Source organism: Pontibacter sp. FD36 (assembly GCF_015686655.1).
Classification (GTDB): domain Bacteria; phylum Bacteroidota; class Bacteroidia; order Cytophagales; family Hymenobacteraceae; genus Pontibacter.
Genome location: NZ_JADPMP010000005.1, coordinates 248,344 through 269,561 on the forward strand (window position 1 = coordinate 248,344; position 21,218 = coordinate 269,561).

At 48.3% G+C, this 21,218-nt stretch carries 18 protein-coding genes; 7 read left to right on the top strand and 11 right to left on the bottom strand.

Features of this window, described 5'->3' with window-relative positions:
- Window positions 1–10: 10 nt before the first annotated feature.
- The 5 genes from I0P70_RS08940 to I0P70_RS08960 form a co-directional block, all read right to left on the bottom strand.
- Window positions 11–550 (bottom strand): hypothetical protein, encoded by a 540-nt coding sequence (locus tag I0P70_RS08940; RefSeq protein WP_196116857.1) that lies wholly within the window; start codon window positions 548–550, stop codon window positions 11–13.
- Window positions 551–640: 90 nt separating this feature from the next.
- Window positions 641–1,636, bottom strand: coding sequence for a MoxR family ATPase (locus tag I0P70_RS08945; RefSeq protein WP_196116859.1), 996 nt, complete (start codon window positions 1,634–1,636; stop codon window positions 641–643).
- Window positions 1,637–1,780: 144 nt separating this feature from the next.
- Window positions 1,781–2,398 (bottom strand): DUF4159 domain-containing protein, encoded by a 618-nt coding sequence (locus I0P70_RS08950; RefSeq protein ID WP_196116861.1) that lies wholly within the window; start codon window positions 2,396–2,398, stop codon window positions 1,781–1,783.
- A gap of 127 nt (window positions 2,399–2,525) precedes the next feature.
- Entirely contained in the window at window positions 2,526–3,842 is a 1,317-nt protein-coding gene (locus tag I0P70_RS08955; RefSeq protein WP_007652633.1) for a TldD/PmbA family protein, read from the bottom strand.
- Between the two features lie 140 nt (window positions 3,843–3,982).
- Window positions 3,983–5,629: a TldD/PmbA family protein gene (locus I0P70_RS08960; RefSeq protein WP_196116863.1), complete on the bottom strand. Its 1,647-nt coding sequence runs from the start codon at window positions 5,627–5,629 to the stop codon at window positions 3,983–3,985.
- Between the two features lie 332 nt (window positions 5,630–5,961).
- Here I0P70_RS08960 and I0P70_RS08965 point away from each other — a divergent pair, with 332 nt between their 5' ends.
- The 5 genes from I0P70_RS08965 (at window position 5,962) to I0P70_RS08985 (ending at window position 10,691) form a co-directional block, all read left to right on the top strand.
- Entirely contained in the window at window positions 5,962–7,647 is a 1,686-nt protein-coding gene (locus I0P70_RS08965; RefSeq protein ID WP_196116865.1) for a S41 family peptidase, read from the top strand.
- A gap of 114 nt (window positions 7,648–7,761) precedes the next feature.
- Window positions 7,762–8,274 (top strand): RNA polymerase sigma factor, encoded by a 513-nt coding sequence (locus tag I0P70_RS08970; protein ID WP_196116867.1) that lies wholly within the window; start codon window positions 7,762–7,764, stop codon window positions 8,272–8,274.
- Entirely contained in the window at window positions 8,261–9,049 is a 789-nt protein-coding gene (locus tag I0P70_RS08975) for a HEAT repeat domain-containing protein (RefSeq protein WP_196116869.1), read from the top strand. The genes I0P70_RS08970 and I0P70_RS08975 overlap by 14 nt, the downstream gene beginning before the upstream one ends.
- Window positions 9,050–9,099: 50 nt before the next feature.
- Window positions 9,100–9,957, top strand: a complete 858-nt coding sequence (locus tag I0P70_RS08980) for a DUF4097 family beta strand repeat-containing protein (RefSeq protein WP_230392082.1) — start codon at window positions 9,100–9,102, stop codon at window positions 9,955–9,957.
- Window positions 9,958–9,983: 26 nt separating this feature from the next.
- Window positions 9,984–10,691, top strand: a complete 708-nt coding sequence (locus I0P70_RS08985; RefSeq protein ID WP_196116872.1) for a hypothetical protein — start codon at window positions 9,984–9,986, stop codon at window positions 10,689–10,691.
- Window positions 10,692–10,800: 109 nt separating this feature from the next.
- Here the strand turns inward: I0P70_RS08985 and I0P70_RS08990 are convergent, their stop codons facing one another.
- Complete coding sequence (locus I0P70_RS08990; RefSeq protein ID WP_196116874.1) at window positions 10,801–11,445, bottom strand: septal ring lytic transglycosylase RlpA family protein; 645 nt, start codon at window positions 11,443–11,445, stop codon at window positions 10,801–10,803.
- Window positions 11,446–11,765: 320 nt separating this feature from the next.
- Here I0P70_RS08990 and I0P70_RS08995 point away from each other — a divergent pair, with 320 nt between their 5' ends.
- Entirely contained in the window at window positions 11,766–12,686 is a 921-nt protein-coding gene (locus I0P70_RS08995; RefSeq protein WP_196116876.1) for a DUF72 domain-containing protein, read from the top strand.
- A gap of 177 nt (window positions 12,687–12,863) precedes the next feature.
- Here the strand turns inward: I0P70_RS08995 and I0P70_RS09000 are convergent, their stop codons facing one another.
- The 5 genes from I0P70_RS09000 to I0P70_RS09020 all read right to left on the bottom strand — a co-directional run bounded on the left by I0P70_RS09000 (window position 12,864) and on the right by I0P70_RS09020 (window position 20,129).
- Window positions 12,864–14,948, bottom strand: coding sequence for an insulinase family protein (locus I0P70_RS09000; protein ID WP_196116878.1), 2,085 nt, complete (start codon window positions 14,946–14,948; stop codon window positions 12,864–12,866).
- 11 nt (window positions 14,949–14,959) lie between these two features.
- Window positions 14,960–16,297, bottom strand: coding sequence for a pitrilysin family protein (locus I0P70_RS09005; protein ID WP_196116879.1), 1,338 nt, complete (start codon window positions 16,295–16,297; stop codon window positions 14,960–14,962).
- A 295-nt stretch (window positions 16,298–16,592) separates the two neighbouring features.
- Complete coding sequence (locus tag I0P70_RS09010) at window positions 16,593–17,798, bottom strand: hypothetical protein (RefSeq protein WP_196116881.1); 1,206 nt, start codon at window positions 17,796–17,798, stop codon at window positions 16,593–16,595.
- A gap of 9 nt (window positions 17,799–17,807) precedes the next feature.
- On the bottom strand, window positions 17,808–19,193 hold the full coding sequence (gene dgt, locus I0P70_RS09015; RefSeq protein WP_196116883.1) for a dGTP triphosphohydrolase: 1,386 nt from the start codon (window positions 19,191–19,193) through the stop codon (window positions 17,808–17,810).
- A gap of 18 nt (window positions 19,194–19,211) precedes the next feature.
- A complete protein-coding gene (locus tag I0P70_RS09020; protein ID WP_230392083.1) occupies window positions 19,212–20,129 on the bottom strand; it encodes a DUF3667 domain-containing protein in 918 nt (305 codons plus the stop codon).
- A 614-nt stretch (window positions 20,130–20,743) separates the two neighbouring features.
- Here I0P70_RS09020 and I0P70_RS09025 point away from each other — a divergent pair.
- Window positions 20,744–21,208 carry an Hsp20/alpha crystallin family protein gene (locus I0P70_RS09025; RefSeq protein ID WP_196117046.1) on the top strand — a complete coding sequence of 155 codons (465 nt, stop codon included), beginning with the start codon at window positions 20,744–20,746 and terminating at the stop codon, window positions 21,206–21,208.
- The last annotated feature ends 10 nt before the right edge of the window (window positions 21,209–21,218 follow it).

Sequence of the window (21,218 nt, forward strand, 5' to 3'; positions counted from 1 at the left end):
CTGTAATACTTTAAACCAAACTCTGGCGTAGCTTCAAGTCAACCAGCTCTGCTTCGATCGTTGCTTCATTCAGTATGATATCCACGCCGCCGATCAGTTCTTCGCGCACTTTCAGCATGTACTTCTGAGATTCAGTGTACATTACAATAGCCGCATCGTATGCAATAGCTTCGTCAAACTCCTGATTCCAGTCTTGGTATACCTCAATCATCAGTACAGGGGCTGATAAGACCCGTATTTCAGAGTGCTGACCCGACTGCAGGAGCTTTTCGCAACGGAGTGGAGTTCGGCTTTCCCCGATCTCAAATTCATAAAATGTGGTAGAAGAACGGGATGTCAGCTTATAGTCAGCACTGACGTTGATAAAGCGCTGGTCCTGCTTGTTTTTGGTCAAGCCAATGGCAAACTCAGGTGCCCAGTAGGTGACTTTTCCACCTGTCGCCTGTACTTTTATATTATCAGTAAAGAAATAACAGATTCTCTCCCCTACAATCCTTTTCAGGAGTTGCATGCCTGTGTCAGTCAACTTTATGTTCTCTATTTCTTCCATCTGTTTTTCAGTTTCTGATTGCCCTGTCGATCTGCTGTATCAGGTACTTCTGCTAATTCGCAACGAGCGACTTTACTCTCATACAGCAGCCTATACCAGTACAGTTTGGGGTAGCTTGATATGCTGCAATAATTCTTCTACAACCCTATCCGGTGTGATGCGCTCCGCCTCGGCCGTAAAGTTGACCAGTATGCGGTGGCGCAGCACCGGATAGGCCATGGTCTGTACGTCGGCGGCAGTCACGGCAAAGCGACCTTGGAGCAAAGCCCTGGCCTTGGATGTCAGAATAAGCGCCTGCCCTGCCCGCGGACCCGCTCCCCAGCGCACATAGCTCTTGATGTGATCGCTTGATGTCGTATCAGGGCGTGTAGCCCGCACGAGTTGGTTCACATAAGTCAGCAGATCGTCGCTGATGCTTACTTCCCGTACCAGCTGGCGCAGTTGCAGTACCTCCTCGCCCGAAATGGCCGGGTGTACCTGTGCCTGCCGGGTACCCGTGGTACTGGTCAGTATGTTGAGCTCCTCCAGCTCTGTTGGGTATTTTATTTTGATGTACAGCAGAAAGCGGTCCAGCTGCGCCTCAGGCAACGGATAAGTACCGGCCTGTTCGATCGGGTTTTGAGTAGCAAGCAGGAAAAAGGGCTTCGGCAAGGTATAGGTAGTACCTGCGTAGGTCACCTCGTACTCCTGCATGGCCTCCAGCAGTGCCGCCTGCGTTTTGGGCGGTGTGCGGTTGATCTCATCGGCGAGCACAATGTTAGCGAAGATCGGCCCTTCGTTGAACTTGAAGAAGCGCTTGCCCGTGGCATGATCCTCTTCCAGCACCTCGGTACCGAGTATGTCAGTCGGCATCAGGTCCGGGGTAAACTGAATGCGACGGAAGCTCAGGTCCATGGCGTTGGACAAGGTGCGTACCAGCAAAGTCTTCGCCAGACCCGGTACGCCCTCCAGCAAGCCATGGCCGCCCGCCAAAAGCGTAATCAGTACCTCGTCGAGCACCTCCTCCTGCCCCACGATCACTTTCTGAATCTCCTGTTTGAGCTGCGGCAGCTTGCTAAGGAGTTGGTTTATATCTTGTTCAGTCACGGGTTTCTAATTATTAATGACGAATGAATAATAATTAATAATTAATAATTAATAATTAATAATTAATCAAGAGGATTACTGAAGAATAGTCGTGTGAAGAATCCTTAACAGGGATATTAGTCATTACTCATTCACAATTATTCATTAACTAGTCAAGGCGTACATTATTATATTCACACCAAACTTGGTATTGTCCTCTGCCAGCCAACGTTTGTTCCGGAAGTCGTAATCCCATTCGCAGCCGTAGTCTTTGTTGCTGTAGAGCACCCCAATTCTACCATTTACCTCAATCGCTTTCAGGTAATCATGCACCAGATCATCGCCCCAGCCGTTGAGCTCGAATGAAGTTGTGGGTGGGCCATCGTCGAAAGTGAAGAAACTACTGTAGATCTTGTGGTCGTTTGGGATTTTCTTCAAAGCACTTTGCCCGAATATCTGCTTCATCTGCTCTTCGAAAGACCGTGCAAAAAGCCCGTCGATGTCGTGATTGCAGTCGTCTACAAACACAAAACCGCCATTGCGCACATAGGTCTCGAAGTTCTGCCGCTCCTTTTGGTTGAACTGCACCAGCCGGTGGCCGCTCATGTAGCTGAAGGGATAGTTAAAAAGCTCAGCACTATCTAAAGGAATAATTTTCTCCTGCTCGTTCACCTTGACCGTGGTATACTCGATGAGCGAATGCAACAGATTGCTTGGCATACGCGGATCGGTATCCCAGTTGCCGGAGAGGTATTGCAGTCGGACGAAGGTGAAAGGTTGCACAGGAAAAATGAGTAGGTTTTAAACTAACTGTCATCTCGAGCGACTTGAGAAATCTGCAGCAATCAACTTTATCAGATCTCTCCTATCGTCGAGATGACAGGAAATTAAGTATGTACTAAGTCAGTGACTACACCGCGTCAGACAAGCTGGTGAACGTGAAGTCGCGGATCTTCATTGGGGGCACCAGGTTGCCGTTGATGCGTTGCGGACGTCCCAAAGCCTCCAGGTTGTTGAGCATGATGATCGGGCTCTCGTTGAAGCGGAAGTTCTTCACCGGATACTGGATCTTGCCGTTCTCGATGTAAAAAGTACCATCGCGGGTAAGGCCGGTGTAGAGCAGTGTCTGCGGATCCACGGAGCGGATGTACCACAGGCGTGTTACCAGGATGCCGCGTTTGGTACTCTTGATCATGTCTTCCAGCGTCTGGTTACCGCCTTCCATCACCACTCCGCCTGGGTTTGGCACCGACTTGGCACCAGTTTTTTCAGCCCAGAAACGGGAGTTATATAGGTTCTTGATTACGCCTTTTTCGATCCAGGTTGTCTTTTCGCGCGGACGGCCATCGCCGGCAAACGGAGCAGACGGAATCTCCGGGTGCATCGGGTCAGAGTAAACCGTGATGCGCTCGTCCACCAGTTTCTCGCCCAGTTTGGTCTTGCCACCAGGCTTGCTCAGGAAGCTGCGGCCTTCTTCGGCGTTACGCTGATCCATGTTGCCGAACATGTTGCGCAGCAGGTCAATGGAAGCAGCCGGTTCTAGAATAACAGTATACTTGCCTGGTTCCAGTGCTTTGGCATTGCGGGAGTTTACTGCTTTGCTGGCTGCGATCTGGGAGGCGCTAGCCGTGTCGAGTTTACTCACGTCGCTAAAGTCCTGCGTCACGTAACCAGAACCTGTGCCATCTTCTGTACGCATGGTCACCGAGAAGTCTACGACAGTAGATGGGTGGTAAGCAAACAAGCCTTTGGAGTTTAGGCGCGCCATAAAGCTGGTCGAGTGCTCCAGAAAGCCAGCGGCAGTCAAACCTTTGTCGGCGGCAGCTTTAATGCTCTTGGCGGCTGCGTCGGCGCGATAGGCCGGGTCTATTTTAGCGGTGGAGTCAAAGTGGGCTTTGGTAGTGATGTACTTCTGAGGACCCAGCATTGGCATGTACTCCGGGCTCTCCGGTGCAATGCGTGCGATCTCCTCAGCACGACGTATTACTTTCTCCAGAGAGGCATCGTCAAACTCGTTGATCGTTGCCACCCCGGATCGTTTTCCAAAACGAGACTCTACCGACATAGCCACGTTCTCTTCGGCACCGCTGGTAGACACTTCGTTACGGGCGTAGCGGATGTTACCGCCATTGTAGCCGCTCAGCGTGACCTCACACTCATCGGCTTTTGAGTAAGCCAGAGCCTTTTTCAGCAAAGCCTCTGCTTGTTCTCTTGTATATATTGCCATTTTAATCTTAGTTAAGAGTTATGAGTTTAGAGTTAAAAGCTAAAAATCCGGAGCCGGTATAAATCAGCTATACCGATCATCTAGGCTTATCCAGGGTAAGAGTCCAAATAGGAACTCTTAACTTTTAACTCTTTACTGATTTAGATTTTACGAGCTGTATTGATCACATTCACCCCGTTGAAGCGGGTGTGGGCTGAGCCGTGCGATACAGCGCTTACCTGGCTTGGCTGGCCTTTGCCATCGAAGAACGAACCGAACAGACGGTAATCGCTCTCATCGCAAGAACCTGCGCAGGAGTTCCAGAACTCCTGTGTGTTGCTCTGGTAAGCCACGTCCTCCAGCATACCTACGATCTTGCCCTTGCTGATCTCATAGAACGCCGTGCCGCCAAACTGGAAGTTGTAGCGCTGCTGGTCGATGGAGTAAGAACCGCGTCCGGCAATGTAGATGCCCTTGTCGACACCGCTGATTAGCTGGTCCACGTTCATCTTCTGCTTGCCTGGCGCCAGCGATACGTTTGGCATACGCTGGAACTGCACCGAACTCCAGTTGTCGGCGTAGCAGCAGCCATGCGACTCCGGTTCGTTGATGATGTGCGCCTGGTCACGGATGGCCTGGTAGTTCACCAGTATACCGTCTTTGATCAGATCCCACTGCTTGGTCTTCACGCCTTCGTCGTCCCAGCCTACGAGGCCAAGTGAGCCCTTCTGGGTCTTGTCTGCGAAGATGTGTACTTTATCAGAACCGTATTTGAAATTTTTAGATTTCCATTTGTCGAGGGTGGCGAAAGAGGTGCCGGCGTAGTTGGCTTCGTAGCCCAGTACGCGGTCCAACTCCAGCGGGTGACCCACTGACTCGTGAATGGTCAGGCCCAGGTGATTCGGATCCAGTATGAGGTCATACTTGCCTGCTGCTACTGACTTAGCCGTTAGTTTCTCTTTTGCTTGCTTGGCAGCCAGGGCGGCATCTTCGAGCATATCGTAAGCGTAGCGATAACCCACCAGGCCAGTACCTTCCGGTCCTTTGATTTTCTCACCCGCTTTCGGCACCATATACTCCCAGCCCATACCCATTGGCGCACTCAGGGCCTCACGGGTTCTGAATTTACCGCTTGCTTTATCCACGGCTGTCACCGTGAAGTTTGGCCAGATGCGGTGGATGTCCTGGTCGATGTAAGAACCTTCGGTCGAAGCAAAATACTTCTGCTCGTTCACTTGGAAAAGCGCAGAGTTCACGAAGCTGGCACCGTTTTCCATTGCCTTGGCATTGGCAGCCAACAGCAGGTCAGCTTTCTCACTTACAGGCACTTCAAAGGAGTTTTTCTCGATCGGAGTTTTCCAGCTTACTTCACCATAGCTCTTTACAGGAGCCAGCCTAACTGGCTCTTTCTGCAGCTTCGAGTTAGCTTTGGCAATGGCTACCGCCTCCTGGGCTGCTTTGGCTATACCTTTGTCTGTTACATCAGATGTGGCAGAAAAGCCCCAGGTACCGTTGGCTAGTACGCGCACACCTACACCGTAAGACTCGGCGTTCACGATGTTCTGTACTTGTTGCTCGCGGGTGAAAACATATTGCTGCAGGTAGCGGCCTATGCGCACGTCGGCATAAGAAGCGCCGCTTGACTTGGCTGCGTTCAGGGCTACATCAGCCAGACGCTTTTTCAGGGCCGGGTCTACCTGTTCCAGCGCTCTCTCGGGTGAGATGATATCGCCGAAAACAGGTATGGAAGGCAGCATGAGCCCACCAAACCCGAGCGCCGATAGCTCGATAAAATGACGTCTTTTCAAGTTCTTTTAAGGTTAAGGTTTAGAGAAGTATAGTTTTAGGTAATTAAGTTTAGGCATTTACAGGCTTAAATCAAAGTGCTGGCACGAGTTATAAGCTTGAGCTGGCATTTTAATCGATAAAGCAGGTGTATATCTCTATGAAAGCTTTACTAGGTTCTTAGAAGGAGAATAGTGGTGATGGTTTAATCGCGCTACGCTGCGCATAGTCAGCAGAGAAAGAATTTGACAGGTATGGCAACCGAATGTGTAATGTTTCCAGGCCTGTGTCGTCTCTGTTACTGGAGGGGCAGCCGCGGTTCCTGTGCATTATCTTTATACCTGACTTCGTTGCTATGAAAAATCGATTTTTAACAGGTTGCTGTCTTCTGTTGGTGCTGCTTGCGCATAGCTTGGTTCAGGCCCAGCCCAGCGTGCTGAGCGTAGCCAAATGGCAAGAGGATGTCAAAGCCCTGGCTGAGCAAATGCCCAAAATGCACCGATCTCCTTATAATAAGGTATCGCAGCAGGAGTTTGACAGTGCCGTAGCCGTATTGCACGCACAGGTACCCAAGCTGCAGGATCATGAAATAGTAGTGGGCCTCACGCGTCTGGTCGCTATGATCGGCGATGGCCATACCCGCCTAACGCTACCGCAGGATATGGCAGTGGCTTACAGTCGGGCGCACTCCTCTACACCTCCGCCCGCTGACTCCAGTTTATTCCTGAACCATCTGCCTGTGAAGCTTGCCTTATTTGATGATGGCTTGTTCATCCGGGAAGCAACGCCTGAACTGATGCATCTGGTGGGTGCTGAGGTGTTGCAAATCGGAAAAAGCACCGCGAACGAGGCACTGGAAAAAGTAAGGCCGGTGGTGCATTACGATAATGAAATGGGCTTCAAGCAACTCGCTCCCACCTTTTTGGTAGTGCCTGAATTTCTGGCGGCGCTAGGTATAGCCGATGATGTGCAGGAGGTACTGCTTAAGGTAAAAACACGCGATGGAAAAACGACAACTATAGCGCTTTCTCCAATCCCGCAATTCAGACAGGTGTACTTTGTTGGGGCAAGTGAAGCGCTAGGTATAGCAGCACCTATGTGCCAATGGAACAGGAAGGAAAAATTCTGGCTCCACATGCTGGAAAAAGAGAAGACCCTGTACGTGCAGCTGAATGAAAGCAACGACAAAGACAATGAATCGCTAGCCGCTTTTGTAGCGAAGATAGAGCGCATCGTCACCGGATTTCCAGTAGAGAAGCTGGTGCTCGATCTCAGGTATAACCCTGGCGGGAATAATCATCTCAATCGCTCCCTGGTCCTCGCCCTGGCTCGGTCGGAGCAGATCAACCGGTTTGGGAGACTCTATACCTTGATCGGACGAGAGACTTTCTCGGCGGCACAGATGCTGGCCAATGACCTGGAATATTATACCAATACCCTGTTCGTAGGTGAGCCCTCAGGTTCCTCGCCCAGCGCCTACGGTGACTCCAGAAAAATGCAGTTGCCTAACAGTAAACTGACGATACGTGTGTCCACTATTTACTGGCGCGATTGGGATGGGGACGAAAAGCGACCCTGGACAGCGCCTGATATACCTGTCGGTTATACCTCGACAGACTACCTGCAAGGCAGAGACCCCGTGCTGGAGACTGTACTGGCCATGCCGACAACAGGCACTGTGGCTAGCACCATGCAGCAGGTATACGAACAGGCAGACTTCCGGTCGGCTACCTGGGTCTACTTCCGTGCCGTACAGGATGCCCGTGCCAATAGCGAAGAGATCATACAGGCAGAGGAGAAGTTCGGTGAATACTTATTACAGACTAAAAAATCACCCGAAGCCATCGCTTGGTATAGCCACATCAGTAACCGGCACAAAGAAGAGGCCTGGCCATTGGTTGGGCTGGCAAAAGCGCTCTTGCTGAGCGAGGAACCACAGAAGGCCACCGTCACGCTGGAAAAGGCGATTCAACTGCAACCTGCCAATAAACAGGCAAAAGAACTGTTAGCGACCATCAAAAAAATGCCAGCAAAAGGGTGAAACACGCTGGCAGGCAGTGTTCTGTAAATAAAGAAGATGCTGCTATACCTTGAGCAGGCAAAATTTTGATAATATGCTGTAATGTTTCCCACCCCGAGTCGTCTTTGTAATTGAATGGATCTGCAAGAGTTTAAAATAAAGGTACTTCCTGCGAAGCAAAAGCTCTACCGGCTTGCGCTGTTCCTGCTTCACGACAAAGATGAAGCAGAGGATATCCTGCAGGATGTATTCCTCAAACTCTGGACCCAGAAAGACAAGCTGCACGCTTACGATAGCATTGAGGCTTTCGCCATGCGCATCACCAAAAACCTCTGCCTGGACAAGCTGAAAGCAGGCAAGCGAAAGCAGATGGTCGATGTGACAGGTATAGACCTAAGTTCAGGAGATATGAACCCCTACCAGCACTCGGAACTGACAGACAGCATGGGCAATGTGCAGAAGCTGCTCGCAGCCTTGCCCGAACAGCAGAAATTGGTGCTGCACCTCCGGGATGTGGAAGGATACTCCTTTGAAGAAATAGAGCAGATTACAAGCCTGACTGTGAACAACCTGCGGGTGATCTTATCAAGAGCCCGCAAGAGCGTACGGGATGGCTTTCTAAAACTAGAGAATTATGAAGTTGGATAACATAGAAGAACTGCTGCAGAAGTATTACGAAGGTGAAACGACAGTAGCCGAAGAAAAGGAGCTGCAGGCATTCTTTAACAAAACAGCAGACGTACCCGAGCACTTGAAGGCCCATGCTGCCCCATTTCAGTACTACACCAAACAGCAACAGCAACAATCAATCAGAGCACTGTCCGATGACTGGTTGTTTGAGAAGATTGAGCAGGAGGAAGTGAAGCAACAGGAGCCAAAAGGGAAACAGGTGTTCTTCCCGATCCTGCAGGAATATGCCACTTACTGGCGTATAGCCGCTGGCATCATCTTCATCCTGGGAGCCTTCTGGTTAGGCCGGAACTATAACCAAGGTATAGCACCCGAACAGGAAGCCGAGATAGCCGCTTTGCGAGAGGAAGTAGAAGAGATGAAGCTGGCCATGACTACAGGAGCCTCTGCGAGTGAGCGCATCCAGCTGGTTAGCCAGGAATTCGATACAGAGCAGCCTGACGAGATTATACAGGTACTGATCAGGACCATGAACCAAGACCCGAACGTGAATGTGCGGGTGGCCGCCTCAGAAGCGCTTTATAAGTTCAGCAACAAAAAAGTAGTACGCCAGGCTTTGGTTGAGTCGCTGAAACTGCAGACAGACCCGCTCATGCAGCTCACACTGATCGACATGCTGGTCAACATCAAAGAGAAAGAAGCGGTTAGCGAGCTGGAGGAGATGGCGAACCGGAAAGACCTGCTTCCTATCGTGAAAAGCAAGGCCGCAGAAGGGCTGGGCATACTGATATAACAGAACACAACATAAGAGATTTTACTTACCACTAGAGCGATTAGAGCCATATGAAAAGATTAACACTAGTAGCAGTTGCCTGTCTTCTGCTCTCCGCAGCGCCAGTAAATGCGCATGAACGGAATGAAACCCATACCACGACAGTAGCCGGAAGTATCGATCCGGAGGAGACCTTGCAGGACAAACCACTTGTCTACAAAAACAAGCTGGGCAACAGCAAAGGCAACAAGGTGGTCATTATGATGCACAACAGTGATGTAAAGGTCATTGGGCATAACTCAGACGAGGTCGTAATAGAAGCTGCCAGCCACCAGGCTCCTCCTGCCCGTGCTGCCGGACTGAAACCACTGTACAACCAGGCCGAGGATAACACAGGAATGGGGTTGTCTGTGAAAAAAGAAGGAAACACATTAACCGTTACAAAAGCATCCAGACAAGATGGCAAGTATACCATCCGGGTACCTAAGAATGCATCTGTCATGTACGAAGAGACCAACTGGATGGGAGGTGACCTGAGCATCGCCGATGTAGAAGGTGAGATCGAGCTTAAGTTAAATAATGGAAATGCGAACCTCTCCAATATCACGGGGCCAGTTGTGGCAAACGCTACCAGCAGTGACATGGTGATCAAGTTTTCCAGCCTGAACCAGTCCAAGCCGAGCGCCATCTCCACTGTGGCAGGCACTGTTGACATCCACCTGCCAGCGAGCACGAAGGCGAACTTTAAGCTGAAGACTATACAGGGTGAAATCTACTCAGACTTCGACATGAACATTGCCCGTGACTCCAAGAGCAATCTGCCACGTGTGACTGGCGGCAATAATATCGACGGCAAAACCAATGGTGGTGGCGTGGAGATGAACCTGTATACTATCAGCGGCGACATGTACATCCGCAAAAGCAAGTAACTCATCAAACTTAACCTTCTAAGACTATGAAAAAGTCATTTATCCTCGCTCTACTATGGTTTGGTTTTACAACCACCGTTTGGGCCCAGAGCAAGACGGTGGAACGTACGCTGTCCATCCCCGCAAATAACAAAGTGGAGCTGAACCTCAAATTCGGTGAAGACATCAAAATCAGCGTTTGGAACAAGAAAGAAGCCTACATCAAAGTAACCTACGAGATAAACAGCGGCAAGCTGAACGAAGCGCTGCAGCTGGGTTTTGAGAGCGATAATGCCAGTGCCCGCGTAAATGTGGATCTGGATAAGGAGCTAACTAAGAATGGACAGGCAGGGGATTGCCCGGACAACAACTACAGCCAGTACAACGTCAGCAAGAACGGCAACCGAAATTTTGTCTGTGCGAAGATCAATTACGAGATCTTCCTCCCGGCCAACGCTGACTTGACCGTGGAAACCATTAATGGCAACATTGAGATAAGAGGCTTAACAGGTCCGGTAAGCGCCAAATCCATCAGTGGATTTGTGGATATGAACTGGGCTTCGAACAAGGGCGCTGCTGTGGCTCTGAAAACTATAACAGGCGAAGTTTACTCAGATCTGGCCATCGACCTGGGCGGTAGTAAACAAAAAGCCCCTATGGTAGGGTATGAGCTGAAAGGCAACGTAAGCGGCGGCGGATCCGCTATTAAGTTAGAGAGCATCAGCAACGACATCTACCTACGCAAGAAGGAATAGGTATAGCGGCGAATTTCAATCAGCACCAAGTAAATAAACAAAAAAGCGGAAGGCCTCTACAGGCCTTCCGCTTTTTTGTTTATCAGTAATCTTTTAGTCTTTTAGTCTTTTAGGCTTCGCTAACCTTTCCTGCCAGGCCTTCTTCGTCGAGTAACTCGTTGAAGGCCTCAGCTTCGTTCTTGCTGCTGAATTTGCCGGCTTTTACCAGCACCACTTTTCTGCCGTTTACCTGCTCTTCTGCTAACTCCAGCGGAAGGTGCTTGTCAAAGGCTTTCAGTTTGCGGCTTAACTCTTCAGCCTGCTGGTGGTTGGCAGCTGTCTGGATCGTAAAGGCACTTGGCTTTGTCTCTGCATTGGCTGCAGCTACTTCGTTCTTATCAAGTACCTCTACCTCTACCTTTGCCACACCTGTAGCGTGTATGCCCAGTTTGCGGGCGGCTGCTTCTGACACATCAATAATGCGTTTGCCTACAAAAGGTCCGCGGTCGTTAATGCGCAATACTACAGATTTGTCGTTGGCTGGGTTGGTCACCTTGACCATCGTGCCGAAAGGCAGGGTTTTGTGCGCGGCGGTCATCTCGTTCTTGTTATAGCGCTCGCCGCTGCTGGTTTTTCTGCCGTGGTATTTACTGCCATACCAAGAGGCAGAACCAATTTGGGTTTTGTCGTTCTTTTGTGCGAAAGTTGGTTGACTAACTCCGATAAATAGAAAAATGATTACTGTTAAGATAAAGCACTTTCTATCGTTCTTCATATAGTTTTTTTAGTTGGTGAATCCGCAAAGATACGGAAATATTTTCAAACGAGGCCTTATACGTGCGATTGTGGTCCTGGTTGTAGGGGGATACACGCTGCCTCGCAAAATCGCTATAAGTCTTATAATGACAAAAAGCCCTTTCTCAAGCTGATATAGGCGCTTTTTTATATATTTTATGGCGATGAACAAACCGCTTGAAGCCTAAAAAAATTTTTCATTTTATGACTTAGCTGTAGGGTAAACGGGAACTTTTGTGTGTATATTTTGTTTAAGCCGCAACTTCTGCCAAAGCGTATACTTTATAAAAGCATAGTACCATGGACTTTGGAAAACTCTCAGATATAAGCCGTGTAGATTTCACATTGCCGCCTGACCATCCGGATACTTTGAACCTGCTCAACAGGTATAAGCAAGACCTGCCGCAGAAGCCAAAGGTATACATCGGGCTACCGGTTTGGGTGAATAAACCCTGGATAGGCGAGTACTATCCGGCTGGTATGAAAGAGAAGGAGTCGCTGCTGTGGTACGGCAAGCAGTTCAATACCATCGAGCTCAACAGCACGCACTACCACATACCTGGCCCGGACACGATAGACCGCTGGCGTCATACCGTGCCGCAAGGCTTTACCTTCTGTCCCAAGTTTCCGCAACTGATCAGCCATGAAGGGCCGCTTGTGAGTTCCCTCGACCTCACGGCTACATTCTGCGAGGCTATTGCTGGGTTGGAAGATAAACTGGGCTGTTCTTTTTTGCAGCTACCGCCCTACTTCGGCCCGAAACAGTTGCCCGATCTGGAAAAATTTGTGCAGTACATACCTGAGAGCGTGCCGCTGGCGGTAGAGCTCCGCCATCCCGACTGGTTCGTAGACAATGTGGCGTCGCTGGAGCTGTTTGAGGTGCTGGAGAAATTCCGTGTAGGCACAGTGCTCACCGATGTGGCCGGTCGCCGCGACGTGCTGCACATCCGCCTGACCACGCCGATGGCTATGGTGCGCTTTGTGGGAAACGGCCTGCACCCCTCTGACTATACCCGCATTGATGATTGGGTGGAAAGAATCAAGGTATGGCTGGAAGCTGGCCTGCAAGAACTTTACTTTTTTGTGCACGAGCCTGACAACATCACTTCGCCTGAGCTGGCTACTTATCTGATCGAAAAGCTGAACAAGGTATGCGGGCTGGATGTAAAGCCGCCTAAAAAGTTCGTGCAGGCGGTTCAAGGCGAGCTGTTTAAAGAATGATGGTTACTGAGGCAATGCCTATATCTACGCTTCCTGAGTTTAATTCCCGCTATACCTGGCTTCTACCCAAGGTATAGCGATTGCTCGAAGACATCATTTATAGGTATAGCTACAACAAAAAAAGCGGCGTGTCCAGATGGACACGCCGCTTTGCTTTGGGTTATTGGGTAAAGGTAATTAGATTTTGAAGGCGTCGTCGCTGATGCCTTTGTTCACTTCCACGCTCTGTACCTCGGCTTTAATCACCTGAGGGCCAACAACGGTCTCGATCACGTGCGGGTATTTCACACCGTCTACTTCTTTGTAGTTCTTGTAGCTCTTGGTCTGCGTGATAGCGCCCTGTGGCGTCTGCATGCTTTTTACATCTTTCAAAAGCAAACCTGTTGCTTTGTCGAAGTAATGAAGCGTCTTCTGACCGTTTGAGGCTGTTGCTTCCACAATATAGGCGTCAGCGCCATCCACTTTCTCCTGACCGGATACAGCTGTCTTGATGCCGAACTTCTCGAAACGGGTCATGGAGAACATGTCAGATTCCGCTTTAGAAGAAGCAAGTTCCTCGGCAGTCATATCTTTGTTCACACCTTGCATTGGAGCTTCCATTTTGCCTTTGTCACCGTTGATGATCACACGCTGCATTGGGTTGTTGTTCATCAAGATCTGGATTAGCATTTTGTCAGCACCTTTCTGCTGCTGCTTGAAAACAAGCGGCATGCCCTGTACACTGGCATTCATAGTTACTGTCACATCTTTCACCTTCTCGATGTTCGCTTTGCCACCAATCGCCTGAATGTACTTAGCGATAAGCTGATCAGCTGTCACATCAGTTGGTACCGCTTTGGCAGCTGCTCTGTCTACCTTTTCGCCAGTAGCGTCAAAGTACGTAATGGCGTTGTCGTCTTTGTCGAACGCCACCAGCTTATCAGCGATATCGGCGGCGTTACCTACGGCCAGGATGTACAGCTGGTCAGGACGCACATACTTCTGTGCTACACGCTGCACATCAGCTGCAGTAATAGATTCTACTTTCTTCAGGTAGTTGGCATAGTAGTCAGCAGGCAGTTTGTAGCGGGCAGTAGAGATGGCATACATCGCCACAGTGCCTGGGTTTTCCAAGCCACGTGCAAAGTTACCCGTGATGTAAGCCTTCGCATAAGCAAGCTCTTTGTCGGTTACCTGCTTTGTTCTGATGTCAGTGAATTCTTTCATGAATTCTGCAGCGGCACTATCAGTGACGGCGTTGCGCACACTCGCAGAGGCATTGAAGCGTCCGAGGATCTTGTCAGACGAAAGCGTAGAATAAGCGCCATAGGTATAGCCATTCTTCTCGCGTAGGTTCATAAACAGACGGGCTGTGCTGCCACCACCTAAAATGGTATTCATAACCTGAGTAGCAACAAAATCGTCAGCGCCTGGCTTAAGCTCAGCTGGGTTTGTGAAAGAAAGCACACTCTGTACTGCGCTCGGACGATCCACAATCACTACCTGCGTTTTGCCATCGTGCTTAGGCAGGTCGTAGTTGTGTGTTGGTACATTGCCTTTTTTCCACTTGCCAAACGATTTGTTCAGCAGCTTCTTCATCTCTTTTGGCGTCACGTCACCAACTACAGCCAGGTAGCCAATGTTCGGGCGGTAATATGTGTTGTAGTAGTTCTGTACATCGGCCAGCGTTACGCTTTCAATCGACTTCTCGGTCATCAGTTCGCCATTCGGGTGATTCTTACCGAAAAGCAGCGTGTTACGGATTTTACCCGCGATAGCGTCCGGGTTGTCTTTCTCAGAAGCAAGGTTAGCGGCCATCTGCTTTTTCACCTTGTCCAGTTCTTCCTGAGTGAAGTTCGGGTTCAGAAGCGCATCAGCAGTGAGGTCAAGCAAAGTAGGCAGGTTCTTCTTAAGGGAAGAAGCGCTGAAGCCAGTAGAGCTGAAAGAAAGATTAGCACCGATAAAGTCAACCTGCTCGTCGAGCTGGTCTTTTGTGCGCGACTTGGTACCTGTACGCATCATCTGGCCTGCCATGGCTACATAGCCTGCTTTGTCACCTTCCAAAATCGGGTCGCGGTCCAAAACCAACGACATGTTTACTACTGGTAATTTGTGGTTTTCTACCACGTATACCTTCAGACCGTTTTTCAGGGTGAAGTGCTCGTACTTACCCAGCTCAATTTTAGGAGCTGGACCAGCAGGAGGAGGCGTTTGTTTTGTTTGAGCTGTGGCTACCGTTGTAAGCGCCAGCATCAAAAGGAGTATGTTATATATTCTCTTCATGATCATCTAAATTAATTGCTTTGTTGAGCTGACTTAGGCAGGTAGTGCAACACCACGCGGTTGTTTTTGGTGAGGTACTTGTTAGCCACACGCTGGATGTCTTCTTTCGTCACCTTCATGTAACGATCGATCTCGTTGTTGATCAGGTTCGCATCGCCATAGTACACATGGTAGTTAGCCAGGTTCTCGGCACGACCAGCCACAGTGCTGTTCTGCTGCACAAACTGGCTTTCCATTTGGTTGCGCAGTTTCTGGAACTCACGCTCGCTAATCAGCTCTTTTTTCACAAGCTCAATCTCCGCATCCACAGCAGCTTCAAGATCCTTCACATCCACGCCCATGTTGGCAATGGCATAGGTCAGGAACAAGCCTGGGTCTTCAGTTGGGAAAGGGATAGAAAGGGCTGCAACCGCCTTCTGCTGCTTGTCCACGATAGCTTTCGGCATACGGGCACTTTTACCACCAGAAAGCAAAGTAGTCAGCATAGAAAGTGCGTAATGATCTTCTGTGCCCTGTGCAGGAATGTGGTATGCCTGAATAACGGCTGGCAACTGGATGTTGTCATACACGATTTTGCGGCGCTCTTCTGTCTGTGCAGGCTCTACAACCTTTGGTCTTGGAATCTCCTGCGTGCCTTTCGGGATCTTCGCAAAATACTGCTCGATCAACTTCTTGGTCTCGTCGATGTTGATGTCGCCGGCGATAGAAAGCGTAGCATTGTTAGGCACATAGAAGGTCTTATAGAAATCGCGGAATTCCTCGATTTTCGCATTGTTCAGATCTTCGAAGGTACCGATCGGCGTGATTTTGTACGGGTGTTCGGTATAAGCAAGACCGAAGGTATTCTCCAGGATCGTGCCGTAAGGCTGGTTGTCCACGCGCATACGCTTCTCTTCCTGCACTACTTTACGCTGCGTCTCTACACCTACTTCGTCTACCTTAGCGCCTACCATACGCTCCGCTTCCATCCAAAGGCCTAGTGCCAGTTGGTTAGAAGGCAGTAATTCGTAGTAGTAAGTGCGGTCAAAAGAGGTATTGGCATTGAGGGAGCCACCGGCAGCCTGCACCATGTTCATGTACTGGCCACGCTCAATGTTCTCGGTGCCTTCGAACATTAAGTGCTCGAAAAAGTGAGCAAAGCCTGTGCGGCCTTTCACCTCGTTTTTTGAACCCACATGATACAGCACAGACACCGCCACGTTTGGTGTGGAATTGTCCTTGTGCAGGATCACATGCAGCCCGTTCGGGAGCGTATACTCCGTGAATTCGATCTTATTGCTCTTAGTTTGGGCGAAGGCCGCAAAGCCCGTAGCGCACCACATAAGGCAAAGGATAAGCTTACGTTTCATAAAATGATTGTTTAGGAATAGTAAAGCTCTATACACAACATGTGTTATAGAAACTATAAAATTAATCTAAAACTTAGAGGGGTTTTCCACAAATAGCTGAACACAGGAGATTGCTCTACAAATAGGGAGGAGAGGTAGATGAATAAGGAAATTTGTGGGATGAAGAGGAGTGCTGAGAGTGGCTTATACCTTATGTGTTAGTGTTTAAATCGAAGCCCCTTGCTTGGAGTTAGATTATAGGATTTGGAAGCGCTTCGTACTGTAAATGCTCTTATTGGCTAGTATAAAGCTCGATTTATAAGATCTGCTCCAACTGCTGCAAGATGAATTTTTTAGGTAGGTTAAGAAAGAGCGATAACAGAAAGAAAGCAAAGAGTGCATACTTCGCCTGGATAATATCTCGGTGTTTATCAGGAAGAGAGACCAAGGTATAAACTATCCCAACAAACAACGGAAAGCTGAATGGAGCCAGTAGTCTATAGTCGAGTGCATCAAAGTGAGAGACAAAGCGGAGTGCTAAAATAGCAGCCAGGTACAAGAGCGCTATACCAATGCATATGATCGAGAAGCTATTTTGCTTGAGCTCCTTCCAGAAGTTATAATGCCTATTTACTTTAATCGTGATAAAGGTAAATACGACCAATTGGATGATCGCTGTTATGTATAGCAAGTAATCAGGTTGATTCTGGGGTCTGTATTCGCGGATGATTAGGAATTCATTGATGAGACCTTTAAGAGACATAAGCAGAAAGTGAATCCCTGATTCTGTTTCAGTCTCTAATCTGTCAAGGCCAGTTGCATACCCGCTAAGTTGATAATTAATAAAAAGGTAGCTAGTGAATGAAAGCGCCGTCAGTGCTGAAACAAAGAAGAATAAGGAAGCACTCTTATAATTTCCATTGAGGTAAAAATATAAACATAATATGGCCGGTATGCTCAATGAAAAAATGCCTGCATACCGTAATAGAAATAAACCAATGCAAGCAAAGAAGATAAGCATTGCGTTACTTAGAATTGAAACACCATTATAGGTGCGTAACACTAAATAAGCAACAAGGAGGAGTATGAATAGAAAAGGTGCCTCAGACCAGGTAGAACTATAAATTTCCAATAAAGTATAGCTTGAGCATATAGAGGCAAGCACAAAAGAGTAGCTAAGGCAAATACTCCGGAGAAACAAAAAGATACCAGCCAACAAAAGCAGATTGAGCAATTTTGAAGCCCAGAAGACATCTAGGCCACTCATAACTGATGTCAGAAAAATTAGAATTGGGTATCCAATAGGCCACTTGGTAAAAAGTTGATCTTTATTGCCTGCTGCGTCTGTTTCATAAAAGCCATACCCATCTTTAAAATTCTGGGCAGCATCTAGGTATGCCAATGAATCAGGTGTGGTATATCCAGTGCCTTCAACATTCACTCTAAAAAGAATAACTGCAGCAGTAAGCAGGTAAAGCAGTAATAAATATAAGTCTGCCTTAAAGAAACGACCATCCAACATCCTCAAACCCTAATACATCCTCGGCAATTCAATCCCCTTTATCTTCCTGTACAGCCCCAATGCGGCCTGGTCGGTGAGGCTGGTCACATAGTCGGTGATGTGGATGATGCGTTCATAGTCGGAGGCGCCTTCGGGGAGCTTGAGGTAGTGCTGTGGTATGAGGTCAGCTATTTTACGGTGGTGCTTTGACTCCTGCCGGAAAGCAGCTTTCATGCAGGCATCCAGCAAGCCACCCAGCACTTCGAAGCCCGCTGCTTCAATCTCCAGTACTGGTTTATTCCGGTAGATCAGTTCTATAGACAGGCTTTTAATTTCGTCCAGAACGGGCTTGCAGGCGAGCTCGTTGATCAGCGACTTGTCATATGTGCCCGCTAGTATAGCATCTTCATGCTGCAAAAAGATTTGCGAGGTTTCTTGTATCAGCTTTCCGATAATGCGAGCCCGCAGATAACCGATCTCTTCACGCCAATCATAAAAAGTAAGGCTGGAAACACGGTTAGGGTCATCGTTGAGGATCTGGCGCAGCAGCGCTATACCTTGCTGGTGCGGTACCAAGCCAAGCCGTAGCCCATCTTCAAAATCGATGATGCGGTAGCAAATGTCGTCAGCAGCTTCCACCAGAAATGCCAGCGGATGACGATGATAAAATACCTGGTCGTCAGCTCCTTTCCCCAAAAGACCTAATTCCTGTGCAATGGTGTCGAACCACGTCTTTTCGGTCTGGAAGAAGCCGTACTTCTTTTCGCTTGTATTTTTTGTGCCTTTCACTTCTGGCAGCGACTCCTTGGGGTACTTGGTGAATGTTGCCAGCGTCGTAAAGGTCAGGGCTAGACCACTGTGACTGACGCCATCAGGTAGCTTGCAATGTGCCGGGTAGGTATAGGTGAGCACTCTGAAACCAGCCGCATTGCCCTCAAAACGCTGCAGGTCGGCTTTCTGCGCATCTGTCAGGTTTGTTAAAAAAGGCTGGGCCTCTTCGCTCAGGAAATAAGCCGAAATGGCGTCTTCACCGGAATGGCCAAATGGCGGGTTGCCAATGTCGTGCGACAGGCAGGCAGCCGCAACTATATCGCCAAAGTCGGCCTCCTGTATGTTTTTGTCACCGGTTAACTCTGGGTAGCGCTCCAATATGCTTTTGCCCACAATACGCCCTAAAGATCGGCCCACTACAGATGCCTCCAAACTATGTGTGAGTCGGGTATGCACAAAGTCGCTCTCTGGCATCGGCATGACCTGCGTCTTGTTCTGCAGGCGGCGGAAAGCTGAGGAGAATACAATGCGATCGTAGTCGCGCTGAAACTCACCGCGCACCGATTCATCTGAGCTATACCTGTTATCGGTCGTCTCGAAGCGTTTCTTAGAAATTAAGCGTTCCCAGGAGATAGTAGGAGTCATGTAATAATAGGGTATAAGTTAACTGAGCAGCACGCTAATGCCAACAGTAGCTAAAAACAATGTGGCCAGTGACACCAAATAAGTCAAGCCGATCGGTAGCAGTTTAAGTGCTGTGCGCAGGTAAGATTCTTTGTATACATAGCGCAAAGCAAAGAACAAGTATGCCATACTGATCAGAAAGACCCATCCATTGGTATCAATATTACTGAAAATCACCTCTACCACTATGGCAAACATGATCAGCAGGAAAACAAAGGTATGGAAATGAACAGAGAACATCAGGTGCTCCACATAATTGCGACGCTGTGATCTGTAAAACAGGTATAGGATAAACCCGAAGAACGGCATTAGTACAAACATCATAAAAGAGATGTTTTTTAGCAGCTTTTGCCTCGACTGCTCCTCATTTTTGAGGAAATTCCTAAACTTATTATCCACCTCTTCATTGATGATAACAGATGACGTGTCACCTGCAATGAAAGACGAGGTGTCATTGGCCAGAAGACCAGCCTTGGCTCTGGCCAGCGAATCTGCTTGCAATATCTGAGCGGCAGCTTCCGGGTTAGTTGCTTCCAATTGATTCTTTGCACTTTGAGCGTCACTGATCACAAGACCATCTGAAGCAAACAAGGCAACGGCGGTAAAGAAAAAGATGCTTACAAATACATAAAGCCTGAAAGGGGGTACGTAGGATACTCGCTTGCCCAGATTGAATTTCTCTGTCAGATAGCCGGGGCGGGTAATCAGGTACTTGAAAGTGAGCCAGAATTTTGTATCATAGTGCAGGGTGCTCTCAAAAAACTCTTCTACCAGATGCTTAACAGGAACATTCAGGTCGTGGTTTTCTTGTCCGCAGTTAGGGCAGTAATTGTTAACCTCTTCGAAGGTATAGCCGCAATTGGGGCATTGTACAAATTTTCGTCTCTTTTTGGCCATAGGTATGCGTCAAGTAACATACTTGAAAGTCAAATATAGCATACTCACTATAATAAAACTACCATAGCTTTCATCCTAAGGGCTTTAGGTATGTATAATAATCTGTTGTTGTAACAATGTAAATGTAATTTGGAATGTTACTTTTTATAAGTGTTTTTAAAACATTTATGTGTGTTATCAGGCTGATAAGTATCTTTATAGTTTGAAAATTAAGATTTATACAGCTATTGTCAAAGTTACCTTTTAAGGTAAACTCTCCTTTTTGTGCTGCTGATGTTTCGCAACATTTGTATAGTTACTCGAGCCTATTCCGAGCAATGAAAAACAGACTGTCCCTTTCCAAGCTGTGAAAACAACATGCGAGCCACTGACTAAACCCTGCGTCGGGTATGCGCTTATGCTCCTGGAGTGTATGCCCTGACATCTGAAAACAAACCTTAACCCTGAAAAGCGGCCAGAAACAGATTATTGTTTCTGGCCGCTTTTTTTATTTTTATTCAGAGGTAAACTATAAAAAAATCAAGGCGTAAAAAATAGTGGAGTCACTCTATCCCAGTGAGCCAGATGACTCCAAATGTTTAACCATAACAAAAGGAGGTACCACTATGAAGCCAATGAAAAAAGAACGCACAGGAGGTGAGAGTCTCACTCCCAGGTCTTTCTTTACAGACTTTTTCAGCGATGTAGATCGTTTTTTTGAGAACGACCTGCTAAGAATGCCGGCGCAGATCGGACGACAGATTATGCGGAACATGCCTGCCACCAACATTCGTGAGAATGAAAGAGAATACACCATTGAATTGGCTGCCCCAGGTATGGCGAAAGATGATTTCGAAGTAAACGTGGATGAAGGGATGCTGACCATCAGCAGCCAAAAAGAGCACGATGCTACAACAGAAGAGGATAACTATACCCGCCGCGAATATAACTACAGCTCATTCAGCCGTTCATTTAAGCTGCCGGACGCCGTGAAAGCAGAAGAAATAAAAGCGCGTTATGAAGAGGGTGTGCTGAAAATAACGGTACCAAAACAAGAGCAGACAAATACCGGCAATCGCAAGCGCGTAAGCATCGAGTAAGGTGCCTAGC